The organism is Klebsiella huaxiensis (assembly GCF_003261575.2).
Lineage (GTDB): Bacteria > Pseudomonadota > Gammaproteobacteria > Enterobacterales > Enterobacteriaceae > Klebsiella > Klebsiella huaxiensis.
Genome location: NZ_CP036175.1, coordinates 841,844 through 860,737, shown reverse-complemented (window position 1 = coordinate 860,737; position 18,894 = coordinate 841,844). Strand labels below are relative to the sequence as shown.

Sequence of the window (18,894 nt, the reverse complement as noted above, 5' to 3'; positions counted from 1 at the left end):
ATGGACTTCGAATATATTTACCCCATAATTGTTTTATTTGGTAGTTTTGTCGCAATGTTGGCCATTGGAGTGCCTATTACATTTTCCATTGGCCTTTCTTCATTGTTTTCAATCATTATTTCTTTACCTCCTGATGCTGCAATTTCCGTCATTTCACAGAAAATGACCGTGGGCCTTGATGGTTTTACGTTATTGGCAATTCCATTCTTTGTATTAGCTGGGAATATTATGAATACCGGGGGAATAGCCAGACGGCTGGTTAACCTGGCACAGGCTCTTGTTGGTCGTCTTCCCGGCTCGCTGGCCCATTGTAATATCCTGGCTAATACATTATTCGGTGCTATATCCGGTTCGGCAGTCGCCTCAGCTGCAGCGGTAGGGGGTATCATGTCGCCTCTACAGGAAAAAGAAGGCTATGACCCGGCTTTCTCTGCAGCGGTTAATGTCGCCTCAGCCCCAATAGGCCTGATGATCCCACCTAGTAACGTACTCATTGTTTACTCTCTGGCGAGCGGCGGCACCTCGGTTGCTGCTTTATTTCTGGCAGGTTATATTCCTGGTATTCTTACCGCACTGGCATTGATGGCGGTGGCCGCACTACACGCGCGTCGCCATCATTATCCTGTTGCCGAAAGGATTAACCGACACCAGTTCTTGACCGTGTTCCGCGATTCAATACCCAGCTTACTTCTCATTTTCATTATTATTGGCGGTATCATTTGTGGCGTATTTACGCCGACTGAAGCATCCGCTATAGCAGTTATCTATAGTTTAGGCTTAGCGATAATCTATAAAGAGATTAATCTCAAGAAAATCCATGGCATACTTCTAGAGTCCGTCGTAACCAGTTCAATTGTATTATTACTGGTCGGCTGTTCTATGGGAATGTCATGGGCAATGACGAATGCTGACATTCCTGAGTTCATTAATGAAATGATTACCAGTATGTCAGAGAATAAATGGGTAATATTATTTATTATTAATATAATTTTACTCTTCGTCGGTACTTTTATGGATATAACGCCAGCGATATTGATATTTACTCCAATATTCTTACCCATAGCACAACACCTGGGGATAGATCCAATTCACTTTGGCATCATCATGGTATTTAACTTAACGATTGGGCTTTGTACTCCACCGGTAGGCACCATTCTGTTTGTCGGGTGCAGCATCGGAAAAGTGAGCATTGATCGGGTGATAAAGCCACTGCTGCCCATGTTTCTGGCGCTATTTGTGGTGATGGCGATTATCTGCTACTTCCCACAGGTCAGCTTAATGCTGCCCACTCTGTTTGCACCGTCTTAATAACCGTATCCGGGCCCGATCGTATCAGGCCCGTTTCGATGTGATATTTTAAGGCGCCGGATTCACCAGAATCTGGCCAATTGAGCCACGGTCGGCTAACTCCAGCGTCTGGCTTAAGTACTGGAACGGGAAATGCGGCCAGGAAGGCTGAGCGTAGTATACCAGCAGCTCCACTTGCCCATCGACCCAGACGGTATCTTTCCAGCCACGGTCTTCCGGGAACGGCGCGGAGCCGTTGACGTTACGTACCTGGAACATCACCCCTTCAATATGGAACGACTGCGGGCGGTCGGCACGCACCGTCCAGCGCTCCCAGGTTCCCTGCTGCGCGGTAATATCGATACGCTGCGGATCCCACAGCTGGCCGTTAATGCCCGGATCGTCGCCCAGGCTAATGTCTCGGCTGCGAATCGGCGCACCGGTCAGGATTTCCGTCGGTAGCAAACGCACCGGCAAACTATCGGTCACCAGCGGCAGCAGGCCTGTCGGGCGCAGCGTCAGAATGAGCGTTGAAATCAGGATGCTCGACGGCTCGAAGAAACCGCGAATACGATCAACGATGCTTGCCGCTTCACCACAGGTAATCGACACTTCATCGCCGTTGGTCATATCGACCAGAATTTCTCGCCGCTCGCCGGGAGCCAGCGACAGCTGCTTGAGCGAAACCGGTGCGGGGAGCAGCCCCTGATCGCCAGAGATAACGTGCAGCAAACGGCCGTCGCTCATCTGTAGCTGATAACGGCGAGAGTTGGAAGCATTCAGCAAGCGCAGCCGTACCCAGCCGCGCGATACCTCAACAAACGGACCTTGCACGCCGTTTACCAACAGCGTATCGCCGACAAAGCCGCCGCTGCCGGGTTCACTGTATTCCGGCGTACCAAAGTTATCCAGACGCTTGTCCTGGATAATCACCGGGAAATCATCAACGCCATAGTGATTAGGGATCGGCAGGTTTTTACTGACGTCATCTTCCACCAGCCACATCCCGGCGAGGCCGTTGTAGACCTGTTTCGCCATATGATTTGGCGTGTTGGCTTGATACCACAGCGTCGCCGCGCTTTGACGAATTGGCAGCACCGGAGCCCAGTCAGCGTTGGCTGACATCATGCGCGCCGCGCCACCAATTAGCGGTCCTGGAACCTGCAGGCCACGGATCGTCATCGCGACGTTTTCCGTTAACCGGTTGCTGTAAATCAGTTTCACGTCGTCGCCATTCCAGACGCGAATGGTCGGCCCCATATAGCGACCGTTGATTCCCCATACCGACGCACGGGTGCCGGGTGTGAACGACCAGTGCGCACGTTGGAGAGTCAAAAACAGCGGCTGACCGCGCCGGGACTCCAGCAGCGGAGGGATCGGCAACGCAGGCTGTTGGCCAGCGGCCTGTGCCTTCAGTGGCGCAGCGCCTGCGCACAGCGCAACGCCTGAAGCCTTAATAAACTGACGCCGACTGAGTGACATATTAACTCCGTGAGATACTGACTAATCAATAAGGGAATTCGTTTCCCGCCAGCAATACGCCTGCTATTCGCGGCGTTTCCTGTGTTATTTCTTTCCTGCTGCTTCGCGCTCAGCAACTTCTTTGTCCAGCTCGGCAATTTTGGCGGCCATCAGCTCGCGACAGTGCGTCGCCAGCGCGCGAACGCCATCTTTCCCGTACTGGCTGGTATCAACCGGCGGCAGCATTTCTACAATCACCAGACCATTGTTCAGGCGATTGAGGTTAATCTTATTCGATGTATTGGACACGCACACTGGAATAATCGGCACACCAGCAGCAATCGCCGCATGAAAGGCACCGGTTTTAAAAGGCAGCAGGCCACGACCACGGCTGCGGGTCCCTTCCGGGAACATCCAGAAAGAGACGTTACGTTCTTTAAACGCGTTCACGACTTCCGCGATGGTGCCGTGCGCTTTCGCGCGGTTGTTACGGTCAATCAGCAGATTCCCCGTCAGCCAGTAGAGCTGACCGAAAAACGGGATCCAAGCCAGGCTCTTTTTACCCACGGTTACCGTCGGCGGCTGCACGATTTTCGATGCCGTCACCATATCATAATTGTTCTGGTGGTTAGCGATATAGATGGCCTTGCCGTAGCTTTCCGCATCCGCAGGCTTACGCAGCTCTACCTTCAGGCCGAACACCGGCGATAGCTTGCCAAACAGATGGCCGAAGGTCGCAACATGTTTAGGATTACGCGGACTGAACAGACAGTAAATACAGCCGAATATGGAGACCAGAAGACAATAGATGACAACGATAATTAGTCGAAAAATAAATAGCATAGCTACCTCTAAAACCCAAACCGCTTAGAATTATACTCGCTGTTTCGCAGATTGCAGGCACCGGAAATCATGGCAAAGCGCATTGAGCATCTTGAATGATTTTGTGGATATTGTTAATCGCAATGCCTGAATAAACAACGATTTTGCGGCAAATATTCGCCTTCCTCACTTAACCGCGAGGAAGGCTCACTTTACTCTACTCTTCGCTGTCGCCTGTTGAAGGGCGACGCGGTGAATCAATGTCCACCCGGTCAATTTTCTGCAGTCCGCGCATCAGAGAACCGCGACGACCGCGCTCACCGGTAACTTTCTGCAGTTCTTCCGGACGCAGTTTAATTTTCCGCTTACCGACATGAATAGTCAGCGTACTTTGCGGCGGCAGAACAAACAGATGCGCCAGGCTATCCTGACCGGAAGCCGCTTCTGCCGATGGAATATTGATAATCTTGTTACCTTTACCTTTCGACAACTGCGGCAAATCGCTGACCGGGAACATCAGCATACGCCCGGCAGCAGTGATAGCCAGCAGCATATCGGATTCATCCTCAATAACCAGCGGCGGCATCACGTGCGCGTTATCCGGAAGGCTAATCAACGTCTTACCGGCGCGGTTGCGGGCGACCAGGTCGTTAAAGGTACAAATAAAACCGTAGCCTGCATCGGAAGCCATCAGCAGCTTCTGCTCATCGGACTCCATCAGCATATGTTCAACCGTCGCGCCCGGCGGCAGCGTCAGCTTGCCGGTGAGCGGCTCACCCTGACCACGTGCGGATGGCAAGGTGATCGGATCAACTGCATAGCTGCGCCCGGTGGTATCAATAAACACCACTGGTTGATTACTTTTGCCTTTCACTGCCGATTTAAAGCTATCACCGGCTTTATAGTTCAGCCCCGGCGCGTCGATATCATGACCTTTGGCGCTACGCACCCAACCGCTCTGCGACAGTACGATAGTCACAGGCTCTGATGGCAGCATGTCATGTTCGCTCATCGCCTTCGCTTCTTCACGCTCGCGCAGCGGCGAGCGACGCTCGTCGCCAAAGGCGTCGGCATCGGCCTGCAGCTCTTTCTTCAGCAGGTTATTCATCTTACGTTCAGAGGCCAGAATAGACTGCAGGTGGTCGCGTTCTTTTTCCAGCTCGTTCTGCTCACCGCGAATCTTCATCTCTTCCAGCTTGGCGAGATGACGCAGTTTTAACTCCAGAATCGCTTCCGCCTGAGTTTCGCTAATGCCGAAGCGCGACATCAGGGCCGGCTTTGGTTCATCTTCATGGCGGATAATTTCGATAACTTCATCGATATTCAGGAACGCTACCAGCAAACCTTCAAGGATATGCAGGCGCTTGAGGACTTTCTCCAGACGGTAGCTCAGACGACGCCGCACAGTATCGCGACGGAAGGTCAGCCATTCAGAGAGGATTTCCAGCAGGTTTTTCACCGCCGGACGGTTATCCAGACCTATCATATTCAGGTTGATACGATAGCTCTTTTCCAGATCGGTCGTCGCGAACAGGTGATTCATTACCTGCTCCATATCGACGCGGTTGGAGCGCGGGACGATCACCAGACGGGTCGGGTTTTCATGATCCGATTCGTCGCGCAGGTCATCGACCATCGGCAGCTTCTTATTGCGCATCTGGGCAGCGATTTGCTCCAGCACTTTTGCGCCAGAGACCTGGTGCGGCAGGGCGCTAATCACCACCGCGCCGTCCTCTTTGGTCCACACCGCACGCATGCGCACAGAACCACGGCCGTTCTGGTAGATTTTACGGATCTCGGCACGCGGAGTAATGATTTCCGCTTCCGTCGGGTAATCCGGCCCCTGCACAATATCCAGCAGCTCATCCAGCGAGGTCTGCGGTTTTTCAATCAGGGTGATCGCCGCCCTGGCCACTTCGCGCAGGTTATGCGGCGGAATATCCGTCGCCATCCCGACGGCAATGCCGGTCGTGCCGTTCAGCAGAATGTTCGGCAAACGCGCAGGCAGCATTTTCGGCTCCTGCATGGTGCCGTCGAAGTTTGGAACCCAGTCGACGGTGCCCTGCCCCAATTCGCTCAGCAGCAGCTCAGCATACTTCGACAAACGGGATTCGGTATAACGCATCGCGGCGAAGGATTTCGGATCGTCCGGCGCGCCCCAGTTCCCTTGGCCGTCTACCAGCGGGTAGCGGTAAGAGAACGGCTGAGCCATCAGCACCATCGCTTCATAGCATGCGCTATCGCCGTGCGGATGATATTTACCCAGCACGTCGCCGACGGTACGGGCGGACTTTTTAAACTTTGCGCTGGCGTTCAGCCCCAGTTCAGACATCGCATAGACGATGCGACGCTGGACCGGTTTCAGGCCATCGCCAATAAACGGTAACGCCCTGTCCATGATGACGTACATGGAATAGTTCAGGTAAGCGTTTTCCGTAAATTCATGCAGCGCAAGGCGCTCTGCCATATCGCTCATTAATCGTGGATCCTCAATCTGCATACCGGCCGTTCGGACGGCAAAACTACCGGCGATAATACCTTATCTAACGCCCTGAGTCACAGGGCGTTAGGCCAGTTGAGGAATTCAGCGATCATCCTTCAGTTCAGCGGCAGATAAACGTCCGTCTGCAGCTCATGCTCCCCCACCTCATGCACAAAATTGAGGTAGCGAAAGAAAACCGGAAAATCACGTAGCGACTCACCCGAAGCGGGCAACCAATCGCGATAAAGAAACCAAATACTCTGCGCGAGCGTATCCAGCGAGCCGTGATGACGCACAACCGCGCAGCGTCCGCCGGGAATTTCTCCGTTCACCACGCCAAAAGCGTTTTCCGGTACCGGCTGATTGACCGTACCGCAAATATCGAAACGAAAATCTTCAGCCGGTGTCGCGGCGGGGTCATCCCATGAAACTCCCCAGGTTTCGCAGCTGGTGACCGGGGACAAGCCGCTCACCTTACGCCAGGCGATAAACTTCCCGGCAGTCTCATTGACTAAATCAGGGCTGCCGCGGTGCCGCAGCATCGCGACCTGAGTGGTGGGTAGCTGGATTATGTTAACATCCATCGGGTATTGCTCCTGTAGCGTATGTTTCGGCACACGTCGATGCCATTCCCGCCAGTCCGGCTGTTGGCGAAACTGGCTGGGGCTTTGCGCGAACGCGCTGCGGAAGGCGCGGCTGAACGACTCCGGGTTTTGAAACCCCGCATCAAGGGCAATATCGATGATTTTTTCCTGTGGATTAAACGCCAGCCGCCAACAGGCGCGACGCAGGCGTAGCCACTGGATATAGCGATATAGCGGTACCCCGCTATATGCACTGAATTGCCGGTGAAAATGATAAGGCGAGCTGTGGGCTATCGCACTGAGCGTCTCCAGCGATAGCGGCTTGTCCAGATGACGTTCAATATACAAGCACACTTGCTGAAAACGCCCGGCATAGGCCGGGCTTACATGAGTATCGTTCATCGCATCCTCCCGGAAACATACTCTGACAGAGCGAGGTGTGCGGTTCCTGACCGATCTTGCTGAATGTATTCTGGAAATTATGGCGTGATTTTACGAATCTGCTTCACGTCGATTTCTACCGAGTTCCAGTCTTTATCGACTTCGCCCTGAATCTCTACCGTATTCTGCGGAGTCACGGTCACGCCATTCCAGCGCTTATGGTCGATATCCACGTTGACTGTGCCGGAGCTGTCCTGAAATTTATACAGGTCGTCGGAAATACGCTCGACGATTTTACCGCGCAGGGTCACCCAGGTGTCATCACGCAGAGATTTGGCATTAGCCACCGTCGTGACGCTACCGTTTGGGCCGATAAACCCGCCGTTTTGCATGGTCGTCTGGCTGGTTTGCGTGGAGCCTGGGCCGGAAAAGCCCCCCTGTTCAGCAGCCAGGACTGGCATAGAAACTAAGGCGATAATAGCGGTCATTGCGGCGAACTTTTTCATCATGTTTTCTCCCTTTGTGTTTATACCGTCACTATTACACAAGGCAAAACTTAACAACTTCTTAAGTGGAAAAAAGAAATTTTATTGCTGTACAGCGCGCGTGACAACGCGCTTTACTGCTTTCATCTCATTGGGCCACAGGAGCAGGCTAATGCGCATTTTAGTGGTGGAAGACGACAAACTGATTGGCGACGGCATTAAAGTCGGGCTGACAAAAATGGGCTTCAGCATTGACTGGTTTACCCGCGGTGAAGAGGGGAAAGCCGCGTTGTACAACGCCCCTTATGACGCCATTATTCTGGACTTGACGCTTCCCGGCATCGACGGCCTGGATATCCTGCGCGAATGGCGCGACAAAGGCCGCCATGAACCGGTACTGATCCTCACCGCCCGCGACGCGCTCAGCCAGCGGGTCGAAGGCTTACGGCTCGGCGCCGATGACTATCTTTGCAAACCTTTTGCGTTAATTGAAGTCGCTGCACGTCTCGAAGCGCTGATACGCCGCGCCCACGGCCAAAGCAGCAGCGAACTGCGACACGGTAATGTTGTCCTCGACCCAACCCGACTCACCACCACGCTGAATGGCGAAAATCTACCGCTCAAGCCGAAAGAGTTCGCTTTACTGGAACTGTTAATGCGCAATGCCGGGCGCGTGCTTCCACGCAAACTTATCGAGGAAAAACTCTATAACTGGGATGACGATGTCTCCAGCAACGCGATAGAAGTGCACGTTCATCATCTACGCCGCAAGCTCGGCAGCGAATTTATCCGCACCGTCCACGGTATCGGCTATACCCTGGGTGATGTATGAAACGACTGGGCCGATTGAGTTTGCGCGTCCGTCTGACGCTCCTTTTTCTGCTGCTGACCAGCGCCGCCTGGGGAATTGCCAGTTTTATCGCCTGGCAACAAACCACCGATAAACTGGATAAGCTGTTCGATACCCAGCAACTCCTGTTCGCTCGTCGTCTTAGCGCAATGAATTTCGATGAGCTCCATACTCTCACTCCTCAAGTGCGGGCAAAAAAGAAGGTTAAGCATGGGCATCTCGACGACGATGCGCTGGCTTTCGCTATCTTTACCACTGACGGCAAGATGGTGCTCAACGATGGTGAAAACGGTCAGGATATCCTCTGGGGCGTGAATCGTGAGGGATTTAGCGACGGCTATTTACGTAACGATGACGATGAGTGGCGCTTCCTGTGGCTCACTACCCGCGACGGTCGCCATCGCATCGTCGTCGGCCAGGAGTGGGATTATCGCCGTGAGATGGCGCTGGATATCGTTACCTCTCAGCTCACGCCCTGGCTGGTTGCGCTACCGCTGATGTTCCTGCTGCTGATTGTGCTGCTGAGCCGCGAGCTGGCCCCGCTAAAAAAATTGGCCCACACGCTACGTGCCCGCGCGCCGGACTCCGCCGAAACGCTCAATACCGACCATGTTCCCAGTGAAGTTCGCCCGCTGGTCGACGCGCTGAATCAACTCTTTACGCGCACGCATGACACCATGACTCGTGAGCGACGCTTCACTTCCGATGCCGCCCACGAACTGCGCAGCCCGCTGGCGGCGCTGAAGGTCCAGACCGAAGTCGCCCAGCTCTCCATAGACGATGCTCAGGGCATGGATAAAGCGCTGACGCAGCTTCACCAGGGTATTGACCGCGCAACCCGGCTGGTCGATCAGCTCCTGACCTTATCACGCCTGGATTCGCTGGCGCAGCTTGATGATGTCCAGACGATCGCTATCGATGAACTGCTTCAATCGGCGGTTATGGAGATGTACCACAGCGCGCAGCAGGCCGGCATCGAGCTGCGTCTGCATTTGAGCGCCACCAACATCATGCGAACCGGCCAGCCACTGTTACTGAGCCTGCTGGTGCGTAACCTTCTGGATAACGCCGTGCGCTATAGCCCCGCAGGCAGCCAGGTCGATATCACGCTGAATGCACGTGAATTTTGCGTGCGCGACAACGGCCCCGGCATCAGCGCCGAAGCGCTGGCGCGTATTGGCGAGCGCTTTTATCGCCCTCCCGGTCAGGACCAACCGGGTAGCGGTCTGGGATTGTCCATTGTCCAACGCATCGCCGCGCTGCACAGCATGACGGCCAGTTTTGCTAATGTCCGAGGCGGTGGCTTCGAGGCACGCATTCGCTGGTAGCAGAATTATTGCTAAAAAAGCAAAAGACTTTGCACATTTTGCTCATTTTACCGCTCCGCCCCGCGGGGTAAAATCAGCGACAAAATTGCAAACTTGAGGATGAAAAATGAGCAACATTCTGATTATCAACGGCGCGAAAAAATTCGCCCACTCTAATGGCCAGTTGAATGACACCCTGACCGAGGTCGCGGAAGGTTACCTGCGCGACGCCGGGCATGATGTTAAGGTCGTCCGCGCCGAGAGCGAATACGATATTAAAGAAGAAGTGCAGAATTTTCTCTGGGCCGATGTGGTTATCTGGCAGATGCCTGGCTGGTGGATGGGCGCGCCGTGGACGGTGAAAAAGTACATCGACGACGTGTTTACCGAAGGCCATGGTGCCCTGTACGCCAGCGATGGTCGTACCCGCTCCGATGCCAGCAAGAAATATGGTTCCGGCGGCCTGATTCAGGGCAAAAAGTACATGTTATCACTGACCTGGAACGCGCCAATGGACGCTTTCACCGATGAAGATCAGTTCTTCCACGGCGTTGGCGTCGACGGCGTTTACCTGCCGTTCCACAAAGCCAACCAGTTCCTTGGGATGAGCGCCCTGCCGACCTTCATCGCCAACGATGTGATCAAAATGCCTGATGTTCCGCGTTATACCGCAGAATATCGCAAGCATCTGGCAGAAATTTTTGGTTAACTAGACGCTTACTTTCTAAGTCATTCGGCTTGCTGAGCAGTCAAAAAATCGGCGACCCGAAGTACGATGAGAATACACACAGAAGGAGTTGAGTTAACCATGTTGACAGTAATCGCTGAAATTCGCACTCGTCCGGGCCAACACCATCGTCAGGCGGTACTGGATCAGTTTGCGAAGATTACCCCGGTTGTTCTGCAGGAAGAAGGCTGCCACGGCTATGCGCCGCTGGTGGATCATGCCGCAGGCGTCAGTTTTCAAACAACATCACCGGATTCAATCGTGATGGTTGAGCAGTGGGAAAGCGTCGCACATCTTGAAGCGCACCTGCAAACTCCGCACATGAAGGCTTACGGTGAAGCCGTTAAAGGCGACGTTCTGGAAATGAATATTCGTATTCTGGAATCGGGCATTTAAGTCATCAAAAAATCGGCCGGTTATACCGGCCATTTTACTGTTTATTACCCATCCAACTCGGCCAGATCGCCTTTTTCTTGTAGCCAGTTACGCCGATCTTCAGAGCGCTTCTTGGCCAACAGCATATCCATCATAGCGGTAGTCTGCTGCTCGTCCTCATCGCTGATAATCAACTGCACCAGGCGACGGGTATTCGGATCCAACGTGGTCTCACGCAGCTGTAACGGGTTCATCTCGCCCAGCCCTTTAAAGCGCTGCACGTTCGGTTTACCTTTCTTGCGCTTAAGTTGCTCCAGCACGCCCGCTTTCTCTTCTTCCGTCAGCGCGTAGTAAACCTCTTTACCCAGATCGATACGATACAGAGGCGGCAGCGCCACGTAAACGTGACCGTGTTTCACCAGCGTGCGGAAGTGTCTGACAAACAGCGCGCAAAGCAGCGTCGCGATGTGTAAACCATCGGAGTCCGCATCCGCCAGAATACAAATCTTGCCGTAACGCAGTTGGCTTAAGTCGTCGCTGTCCGGATCGATACCGATGGCGACCGAAATATCATGCACTTCCTGAGACGCCAGAACTTCATCAGAAGAGACTTCCCAGGTATTCAGAATTTTACCTTTCAGCGGCATGATCGCCTGATATTCGCGATCGCGTGCTTGCTTGGCGGAACCGCCTGCGGAGTCACCTTCCACAAGGAACAGTTCAGTTCGATTCAGATCCTGCGCGGTGCAATCCGCCAGCTTGCCGGGTAGCGCCGGGCCGCTGGTCAGCTTTTTACGTACGACTTTTTTCGCCGCACGCAGACGACGCTGGGCACTGGAGATAGCCATCTCCGCCAGCAGCTCCGCCGACTGTACGTTCTGGTTTAGCCACAGGCTGAAAGCATCTTTAACCACCCCAGAAACAAACGCCGCACACTGACGCGAAGAAAGACGCTCTTTGGTCTGCCCGGCAAACTGCGGGTCCTGCATCTTCACGGAGAGGACGTAAGCGCAGCGCTCCCAGATATCTTCTGCCGATAACTTCACGCCACGCGGCAGAATATTGCGGTATTCACAAAACTCGCGCATCGCGTCCAACAACCCCTGACGCAGGCCGTTAACGTGGGTACCGCCCTGCATGGTCGGGATCAGGTTGACGTAGCTTTCGGTTAGCAGCTCACCGCCTTCCGGCAGCCACAACAGCGCCCAGTCCACCGCTTCAGTATCGCCTGAAAAATTGCCGACGAACGGTTTTTCCGGCAGCAACGGCAGGCCGTTCACGGCTTCACAAAGATAGTCAGTCAGGCCATCGGCATAGCACCAACGCTGCTCGCTATCATTGACCTTGTCACGAAAGACAATTTCGACCCCAGGACACAGAACTGCTTTGGCCTTTAACAAATGTGATAGACGCGAGACGGAAAAACGTGGGCTATCAAAAAAACTTTCGTCCGGCCAGAAGTGCACGCTGGTCCCGGTGTTGCGTTTGCCGACGGTACCGGAAACGTGCAAGTCTTCCACTTTATCGCCGTTTTCAAAAGCGATGCTGTAGATTTGACCGTCACGGCGCACGTTAACCTCAACGCGTTTCGACAAGGCGTTGACGACCGAAATACCGACCCCGTGTAAACCACCAGAGAACTGGTAATTCTTATTAGAAAATTTACCGCCCGCGTGCAGACGGCAAAGAATCAGCTCAACAGCCGGAACTCCTTCTTCAGGGTGGATATCCACCGGCATTCCGCGTCCGTCATCGATAACCTCCAGCGATTGATCGGCATGAAGAATGACCTCTACGCGTTTCGCGTAACCAGCCAGTGCTTCATCCACACTGTTATCAATAACTTCCTGACCCATATGGTTAGGGCGTGTCGTGTCGGTGTACATCCCAGGGCGGCGGCGAACCGGCTCTAGCCCGGTGAGTACCTCAATGGCATCAGCGTTATAAGAAGATTGCGTCATGGTGTGTATTCGTAGGTCGCTCTGAACCGCTTAACGCAAGCCCAGAAAATCGATAATCTGAGTGAAATGATCTTCAAAGCCAACAAATGCGTGATTACCGCCCTCCTCTACCGTTTGACGGCAGGAGGCGAAATAATCAACGGCCTGGCGGTAATCAAGCACTTCATCACCCGTTTGCTGTAATAACCAGATTAAATCCGGTGCTTCCAGCGGGTCAATTTGCATGACTTTAAGATCGTAAATATGGCGAGACTCTAGCACATATTGCTGCCCTGTGTACGGATTCTCATTGGGGCCGAGGAAATTGTTCAGTAGCTCAAACGGTCGTATCGCAGGGTTCACCACCACCGCTGGCAGCATAAAACACTGCGATAGCCAGGTTGCGTAATACCCACCCAAAGATGATCCGACAACGCCCAGCGGCTCTCCCCCGTGTTCCAGTACCAGAGCTTCCAGATGCTCCGCAGCCTGTGCAGGGTAAACGGGCAGTTCCGGTATCACCATGGAGATATCAGGATAAGTCTGCATCAGCCAATTCTTCAACGCCGTCGCTTTTGCCGACCGCGGTGAGCTATTAAAACCGTGCAGATAGAGAAGCGTAGACATCAGTATCCTTCTGAAGCGATATCCGGGTGAAATTTCACGCCCTCAAGGCGACAAACTTCGGTGGTCAACGTGCCGTCAGGATGTAATTCCAGCCAGCGCCAGCCTGGGGAGACGATATCCAGCATGAAGTTAGCGCTATGCGGCTTAAACTGCACACAGGTCGATGGCGTTGCCATCATTCGCCGCCCGTTCCAGTCTAGATCCAGTTCCTGATGAATATGACCGCACAGCAGATGCTTAACGCGAGGAAAAGCGGCCAACGCGCAATCAAGCGCCCCGGCGTTACGTAGACTATGTTGATCCAGCCAGCCACAGCCCGACGGCACAGGATGGTGGTGTAACAGTAGTAAAGTGTACCGCTCAGGCACCTCGGCTAACTTGTGCTCAAGCCACTCCAGTTGAAAATCACTCAGCTCGCCATGCGGGACACCGAAAACCTGGCTGTCCATCAGCAATATTTGCCAATGGTCGCCCAGTAATACGCGTTTAGCCGGGGAGATTCCGGATTCCTGTAGCGTGCTATACATCGCTGGCTGGAAGTCATGATTACCCGGCAGCCAGACGCAGGGTGCAGCAAAACTCGCGATGCCTTCAGCAAAATGCTGATAAGCCGCGGAAGAGTGATCTTGCGCCAGATCGCCCGTTGCAACAATCAAGTCGCATTCACGCTGTGAGGCGTGGATGGCATCCAGCACGGCCTGGTAGCTTTCCCAGGTGTTGATGCCTAACAGCGTTTCGTGTTTTTCAGCAAACAGGTGAGTATCAGTAATTTGTAAGATCCTGACTTTGGCCTCACCAGCCAAAGGTAGGTTTAACAGGCTTTCCAAATGGTGTCCTTAGGTTTCACGACGCTAACAAACCGGAATCGCCATCGCTCCATGTGCTAAACAGTAACGCAGCCAGTCGGCCAGAAACTGATTAATTTGATGCTTTTCGTCGCGTTGATGCAACTTTTTATTAGGATAATCATACCGCGCTTTAAAGCGAAAGATCTGCTGACTTGAACACACTTCAGCGACCATCGCGTCGTGATAGAGTCGTACCGTCATTGATGGCAGGCTCCAGTAACTCACCGACGGCGCCGTCTGCTCAATCGCCACTAATGTAGTGTAGCGGGTCGACTCGACGATCGTTAATCGGTATTGCGCATTGCCCACCTGATAACTCGCCATCTCACCCACCGCATCCGTTCGAGGCAGCAAGCGGCGCAACTGGGCAAAATTGGTTTCACACAGTCGCATCATTTCAGGGAAGTCAGGTGTATAACGCTTCATTTTGTCCACTCATTTCGTAAATTGTGATAATGCAATTGCAGCCATTGCAGCGCGATGACAGAGGCCGCGTTGTCGATCTTCCCCTCTTCCACCCACTGGTAAGCCTGCTCCCGGCTCACCACATGTACCCGAATATCCTCATTTTCGTCGGCCAGTCCATGAATTCCTTTTGCCGTCGTCGCATCCACTTCACCGACCAGGATGGATAGCCTTTCGCTGGTGCCGCCGGGGCTCGCCAGATAGCTCAGGACCGGTTTTACTCGCCCAACATCAAGTCCCGCCTCTTCAACCGCTTCACGGCGGGCGACATCTTCAGCAGACTCTCCTTCTTCTATCATACCGGCGACCATCTCAAGCAACCACGGGCTCTCGCTAGTATCATACGCGGCAATGCGGATCTGCTCGACAAGCACAACTTCATCACGCACCGGGTCAAAGGGTAGCAAGACTGCGGCGTGCCCGCGCTCAAAAATTTCGCGGGTCACTTCACCGCTCATGCCACCATTAAACAAGCGATGGCGAAAACGGTATAAATCGAGCGAAAAAAAACCGCGATAAAGCGTTTCGCGTGCAATAATTTCTACATCGTTTTTAGAGAAGGTAATCCCCTGCTGATTGACGTCACGCATTTCGATATCCTGTAGAATATGAAGTTATGAATTTATTGGCGGTGTGGCTACCGTTTTATTGCTCGTATGCTAGATTGGTGCAAATTACCGCCCCATGGCACATAACGCCAACTTTTTACGGTAACAGACTCGATACAATCAGTGATTATTTTTAGAATTTGAGTAGCGCTAAATGCTTCACAACAAGGAATGCAAATGAAGAAACTCTTTCCCATCCTTATCGGCCTGGGCCTGACTGGCTTCAGCGCCATGAGCCAGGCAGAAAACCTGATGCAGGTTTATCAGCAGGCGCGTATCAGTAACCCTGATCTGCGTAAATCAGCAGCCGATCGTGATGCCGCATTCGAGAAGATCAACGAAGCGCGTAGCCCATTACTACCACAGCTCGGTCTGGGTGCGGATTATACCTATACCAGCGGCTTCCGTGATTCTAAAGACCAGAATTCCAACGTCACCAGCGGCGCTCTGCAGCTAACGCAGGTTCTGTTCGATATGTCGAAATGGCATGCGCTGACGCTGCAGGAAAAAACCGCCGGTATTCAGGACGTTACTTATCAGACGGATCAGCAAACGCTAATCCTGAACACCGCGACGGCCTATTTTAAAGTCCTGGCCGCTATTGATACGCTCTCCTATACCGAAGCGCAGAAACAGGCAATTTACCGCCAGTTGGATCAGACCACCCAACGCTTTAACGTTGGCCTGGTGGCTATTACTGACGTACAAAACGCCCGTTCACAGTACGATGCTGTATTAGCGAATGAAGTTACCGCGCGCAACGAACTTGACAATGCCGTAGAAGAACTGCGTCAGGTCACCGGCAACTACTACCCGGAGCTGGCCTCGCTGAACGTTGATGGTTTTAAAACCAACAAACCGTCGGCAGTAAATGCGCTGCTGAAAGAAGCGGAGAACCGTAACCTGTCGCTGCTGCAGGCTCGCCTGAGCCAGGATCTGGCACGCGAGCAGATTCGCCAGGCGCAGGACGGCCATATGCCGACCCTGAATTTAAACGCATCCAGTAGCGTATCGAATAGCAGCTACAGCGGTTCTAAGAGCACAACGCCGGACAGGGATATCGGGCAGAACCAAATCGGCCTGAGCTTCAATCTGCCGCTGTATCAGGGCGGAATGGTTAACTCCCAGGTTAAACAAGCGCAGTACAACTTTGTTGGCGCCAGCGAGCAATTGGAAAGCGCCCACCGTAGCGTCGTGCAGACCGTTCGTTCTTCATTTAACAACGTTAACGCCTCTATCAGCAGCATTAACGCCTACAAACAGGCCGTGGTTTCCGCGCAGAGCTCATTAGATGCGATGGAAGCCGGTTATTCGGTTGGTACCCGTACCATCGTTGATGTGCTGGATGCGACGACTACGCTGTATAACGCTAAACAGCAGCTTTCCAACGCACGCTATAACTACCTGATCAACCAACTGAATATCAAATCTGCACTCGGTACGCTTAACGAGCAGGATCTGGTTGCGCTGAACAATACGTTGGGCAAACCTATTCCGACTTCGCCAGATAGCGTCGCGCCGGAAAACCCGCAGCAGGATGCCAGCGCTGACGGCTATAGCAATACTGCCGCAGCAAAACCTGCATCAGCACGCACCACCAGTACCAGCGGCAGCAATCCGTTCCGCCAGTAATCGGTCTTGCGTAGTACGCGCTTCGCTTATCCAGCCGGGTAAGCGAAGCGTTAAACGTAAGGCAACGTAAAGATCCCCTGCTTTCCGCCCCTCTTCGCTTCATTTTCCACCACTCATCCTCTATCCTGAGCGTTAACAAAACGCATACCACTGGGTCCAGGAAGACAAACATGAAACGGACAAAAAATATTAATCACGCCTCCTTCCGCAAAAGCTGGAGCGCGCGCCATTTAACTCCCGTCGCACTCGCCGTCACCGCCGTATTTATGCTCGCCGGCTGTGAACAAAGTGATGAAACGGTTTCTCTGTATCAAAACGCCGATGATTGCTCTGCTGCCAACCCGAGCAAATCAGCAGAGTGCACCACCGCTTACAACAACGCGATTAAAGAAGCTGAACGTACCGCGCCGAAATATGCCACTCGTGAAGACTGTGTAGCCGAATTCGGTGAAGGTCAGTGTCAGCAGACCCCCGCTCAGGCGGGTATGGCTCCGGAAAACCAGGCGCAGGCGCAAAGCAGTGGCAGCTTCTGGATGCCGCTGATGGCAGGTTACATGATGGGCCGAATGATGGGCGGCGGAATGGGCGCTCAGCAGCCGCTGTTCAGCTCGAAAAACCCGGCCAGCCCAGCCTACGGTAAATATACCGACGCAGGCGGTAAGAGCTACGGCGCAGCGCAGCCAGGCCGTACAATGAACGTCCCGAAAACCGCGATGGCACCGAAACCGGCCACCACCAATACCGTGACGCGCGGCGGCTTCGGCGACTCAGTCGCTAAGCAATCAACAATGCAGCGCAGCTCAGCAAGCTCTTCTTCTTCGCGCTCAATGGGCGGCTAAGCAACATGGAAAGAATCAGCATTACCGAGCGCCCGGACTGGCGTGAAAAGGCGACAGAATATGGCTTTAACTTTCACACTATGTACGGTGAGCCGTACTGGAGCGAAGAGGCCTATTACAAACTGACGCTGGCGCAGGTTGACAAGCTCGAAGACGTTACCGCTGAGCTACATCAGATGTGCTTGCAGGCGGTGGAGAAGGTTATCGCCAGCGATGACCTCATGACCAAGTTTCGCATCCCCAAACATACCTGGGGATTCGTGCGCCAGTCGTGGAAAACCAATCAGCCTTCTCTGTATTCACGTCTCGATCTAGCCTGGGATGGCGTAGGTGAACCGAAGCTGCTGGAGAATAACGCCGATACGCCAACGTCTCTATACGAAGCCGCTTTCTTCCAGTGGATCTGGATGGAAGACCAGCAGAATGCCGGCTTGCTGCCGCTAGGCAGCGACCAGTTCAACAGTCTGCAGGAGAAGCTCATTGAGCGATTCAGCGAGCTGCGCGAACAGTTCGGTTTCCAGTATCTGCATATGGCCTGTTGTCGCGATACCGTTGAAGATCGCGGCACCGTGCAGTATCTGCAGGACTGTGCCGCAGAAGCGGGTGTAGCGACCGAATTCCTCTATATCGAAGAAATTGGTTTGGGCGAAAAAGGTCAGTTTACCGACCAACAGGACCAGGTAATAGGCAACCTGTTCAAACTCTACCCGTGGGAGTATATGCTGCGCGAAGTGTTCTCTACCAAACTGGAAGATGCTGGCGTTCGCTGGCTGGAACCGGCATGGAAGAGCATCATTTCCAACAAAGCATTGCTGCCGTTGCTGTGGGAGATGTTCCCGAATCATCCCAATCTGCTGGCGGCTTACTTCAGCGAAGATGCTCACCCGGAGATGGAGAAGTACGTCATTAAGCCGATCTTCTCCCGCGAAGGGGCTAACGTATCTATCGTGGAAAACGGCAAAGTAGTAGAAGCAGTAGAAGGTCCGTACGGTGAAGAAGGCACCATCGTGCAGGAGTTCTACACGCTGCCAAAGTTTGGCGATAGCTACACTCTCATCGGTAGCTGGCTGATTAACGATCAACCTGCGGGGATCGGTATTCGCGAAGACCGGGCATTGATTACCCAGGATCTGTCGCGTTTCTATCCGCACGTTTTCACTGAGTAATACCTAAC

General features: G+C 53.4%; 18 protein-coding genes. 8 read left to right on the top strand and 10 right to left on the bottom strand.

Features of this window, described 5'->3' with window-relative positions:
- Entirely contained in the window at positions 1 to 1,308 is a 1,308-nt protein-coding gene (locus DA718_RS04170) for a TRAP transporter large permease (RefSeq protein ID WP_112213719.1), read from the top strand.
- A gap of 48 nt (positions 1,309 to 1,356) precedes the next feature.
- On the opposite strand, the gene ftsP is transcribed toward DA718_RS04170, so the two are convergent.
- The 5 genes from ftsP to DA718_RS04145 form a co-directional block, all read right to left on the bottom strand.
- Positions 1,357 to 2,769, bottom strand: coding sequence for a cell division protein FtsP (ftsP, locus tag DA718_RS04165; protein ID WP_112213718.1), 1,413 nt, complete (start codon positions 2,767 to 2,769; stop codon positions 1,357 to 1,359).
- An 84-nt stretch (positions 2,770 to 2,853) separates the two neighbouring features.
- Positions 2,854 to 3,591, bottom strand: coding sequence for a 1-acylglycerol-3-phosphate O-acyltransferase (gene plsC / locus DA718_RS04160; RefSeq protein WP_112213717.1), 738 nt, complete (start codon positions 3,589 to 3,591; stop codon positions 2,854 to 2,856).
- Between the two features lie 196 nt (positions 3,592 to 3,787).
- A complete protein-coding gene (parC, locus tag DA718_RS04155; protein ID WP_112213716.1) occupies positions 3,788 to 6,046 on the bottom strand; it encodes a DNA topoisomerase IV subunit A in 2,259 nt (752 codons plus the stop codon).
- A gap of 122 nt (positions 6,047 to 6,168) precedes the next feature.
- Positions 6,169 to 7,038, bottom strand: a complete 870-nt coding sequence (locus DA718_RS04150; RefSeq protein ID WP_112213715.1) for an AraC family transcriptional regulator — start codon at positions 7,036 to 7,038, stop codon at positions 6,169 to 6,171.
- A gap of 77 nt (positions 7,039 to 7,115) precedes the next feature.
- Positions 7,116 to 7,523 carry a YgiW/YdeI family stress tolerance OB fold protein gene (locus DA718_RS04145; protein ID WP_112213754.1) on the bottom strand — a complete coding sequence of 136 codons (408 nt, stop codon included), beginning with the start codon at positions 7,521 to 7,523 and terminating at the stop codon, positions 7,116 to 7,118.
- A 151-nt stretch (positions 7,524 to 7,674) separates the two neighbouring features.
- On the opposite strand from DA718_RS04145, the gene qseB reads away from it, so the two are divergent.
- The 4 genes from qseB (at position 7,675) to DA718_RS04125 (ending at position 10,782) form a co-directional block, all read left to right on the top strand.
- Positions 7,675 to 8,334 (top strand): quorum sensing response regulator transcription factor QseB, encoded by a 660-nt coding sequence (qseB, locus tag DA718_RS04140; RefSeq protein ID WP_112213714.1) that lies wholly within the window; start codon positions 7,675 to 7,677, stop codon positions 8,332 to 8,334.
- A complete protein-coding gene (qseC, locus tag DA718_RS04135; protein ID WP_112213713.1) occupies positions 8,331 to 9,680 on the top strand; it encodes a quorum sensing histidine kinase QseC in 1,350 nt (449 codons plus the stop codon). Before qseB ends, qseC begins: the two co-directional genes overlap by 4 nt.
- Before the next feature lie 106 nt (positions 9,681 to 9,786).
- Positions 9,787 to 10,368 carry an NAD(P)H-dependent oxidoreductase gene (locus tag DA718_RS04130; protein ID WP_112213712.1) on the top strand — a complete coding sequence of 194 codons (582 nt, stop codon included), beginning with the start codon at positions 9,787 to 9,789 and terminating at the stop codon, positions 10,366 to 10,368.
- A gap of 99 nt (positions 10,369 to 10,467) precedes the next feature.
- The gene (locus tag DA718_RS04125) at positions 10,468 to 10,782 is read left to right on the top strand and encodes a putative quinol monooxygenase (protein WP_110273036.1); all 315 of its coding nucleotides are present in this window, start codon (positions 10,468 to 10,470) and stop codon (positions 10,780 to 10,782) included.
- Positions 10,783 to 10,826: 44 nt separating this feature from the next.
- Here the strand turns inward: DA718_RS04125 and parE are convergent, their stop codons facing one another.
- Genes parE through nudF form a run of 5 tightly spaced genes read right to left on the bottom strand, consistent with a single transcriptional unit; the run spans position 10,827 to position 15,231 of the window.
- Positions 10,827 to 12,722 carry a DNA topoisomerase IV subunit B gene (parE, locus tag DA718_RS04120; RefSeq protein WP_112213711.1) on the bottom strand — a complete coding sequence of 632 codons (1,896 nt, stop codon included), beginning with the start codon at positions 12,720 to 12,722 and terminating at the stop codon, positions 10,827 to 10,829.
- 30 nt (positions 12,723 to 12,752) lie between these two features.
- Positions 12,753 to 13,328: an esterase YqiA gene (gene yqiA / locus DA718_RS04115; RefSeq protein ID WP_110273034.1), complete on the bottom strand. Its 576-nt coding sequence runs from the start codon at positions 13,326 to 13,328 to the stop codon at positions 12,753 to 12,755.
- Entirely contained in the window at positions 13,328 to 14,155 is an 828-nt protein-coding gene (cpdA, locus tag DA718_RS04110) for a 3',5'-cyclic-AMP phosphodiesterase (protein WP_112213710.1), read from the bottom strand. The genes yqiA and cpdA overlap by 1 nt, the downstream gene beginning before the upstream one ends.
- Positions 14,156 to 14,179: 24 nt before the next feature.
- The gene (locus DA718_RS04105; RefSeq protein ID WP_110273032.1) at positions 14,180 to 14,602 is read right to left on the bottom strand and encodes a DUF1249 family protein; all 423 of its coding nucleotides are present in this window, start codon (positions 14,600 to 14,602) and stop codon (positions 14,180 to 14,182) included.
- Positions 14,599 to 15,231 carry an ADP-ribose diphosphatase gene (gene nudF / locus DA718_RS04100; RefSeq protein WP_112213709.1) on the bottom strand — a complete coding sequence of 211 codons (633 nt, stop codon included), beginning with the start codon at positions 15,229 to 15,231 and terminating at the stop codon, positions 14,599 to 14,601. Before nudF ends, DA718_RS04105 begins: the two co-directional genes overlap by 4 nt.
- Before the next feature lie 195 nt (positions 15,232 to 15,426).
- On the opposite strand from nudF, the gene tolC reads away from it, so the two are divergent.
- The 3 genes from tolC to DA718_RS04085 all read left to right on the top strand — a co-directional run bounded on the left by tolC (position 15,427) and on the right by DA718_RS04085 (position 18,886).
- Positions 15,427 to 16,881 (top strand): outer membrane channel protein TolC, encoded by a 1,455-nt coding sequence (gene tolC, locus DA718_RS04095; RefSeq protein ID WP_112213708.1) that lies wholly within the window; start codon positions 15,427 to 15,429, stop codon positions 16,879 to 16,881.
- 170 nt (positions 16,882 to 17,051) lie between these two features.
- Positions 17,052 to 17,720 carry a DUF1190 family protein gene (locus DA718_RS04090; RefSeq protein WP_112213707.1) on the top strand — a complete coding sequence of 223 codons (669 nt, stop codon included), beginning with the start codon at positions 17,052 to 17,054 and terminating at the stop codon, positions 17,718 to 17,720.
- 5 nt (positions 17,721 to 17,725) lie between these two features.
- On the top strand, positions 17,726 to 18,886 hold the full coding sequence (locus tag DA718_RS04085; RefSeq protein ID WP_112213706.1) for a glutathionylspermidine synthase family protein: 1,161 nt from the start codon (positions 17,726 to 17,728) through the stop codon (positions 18,884 to 18,886).
- Positions 18,887 to 18,894 lie beyond the last annotated feature (8 nt).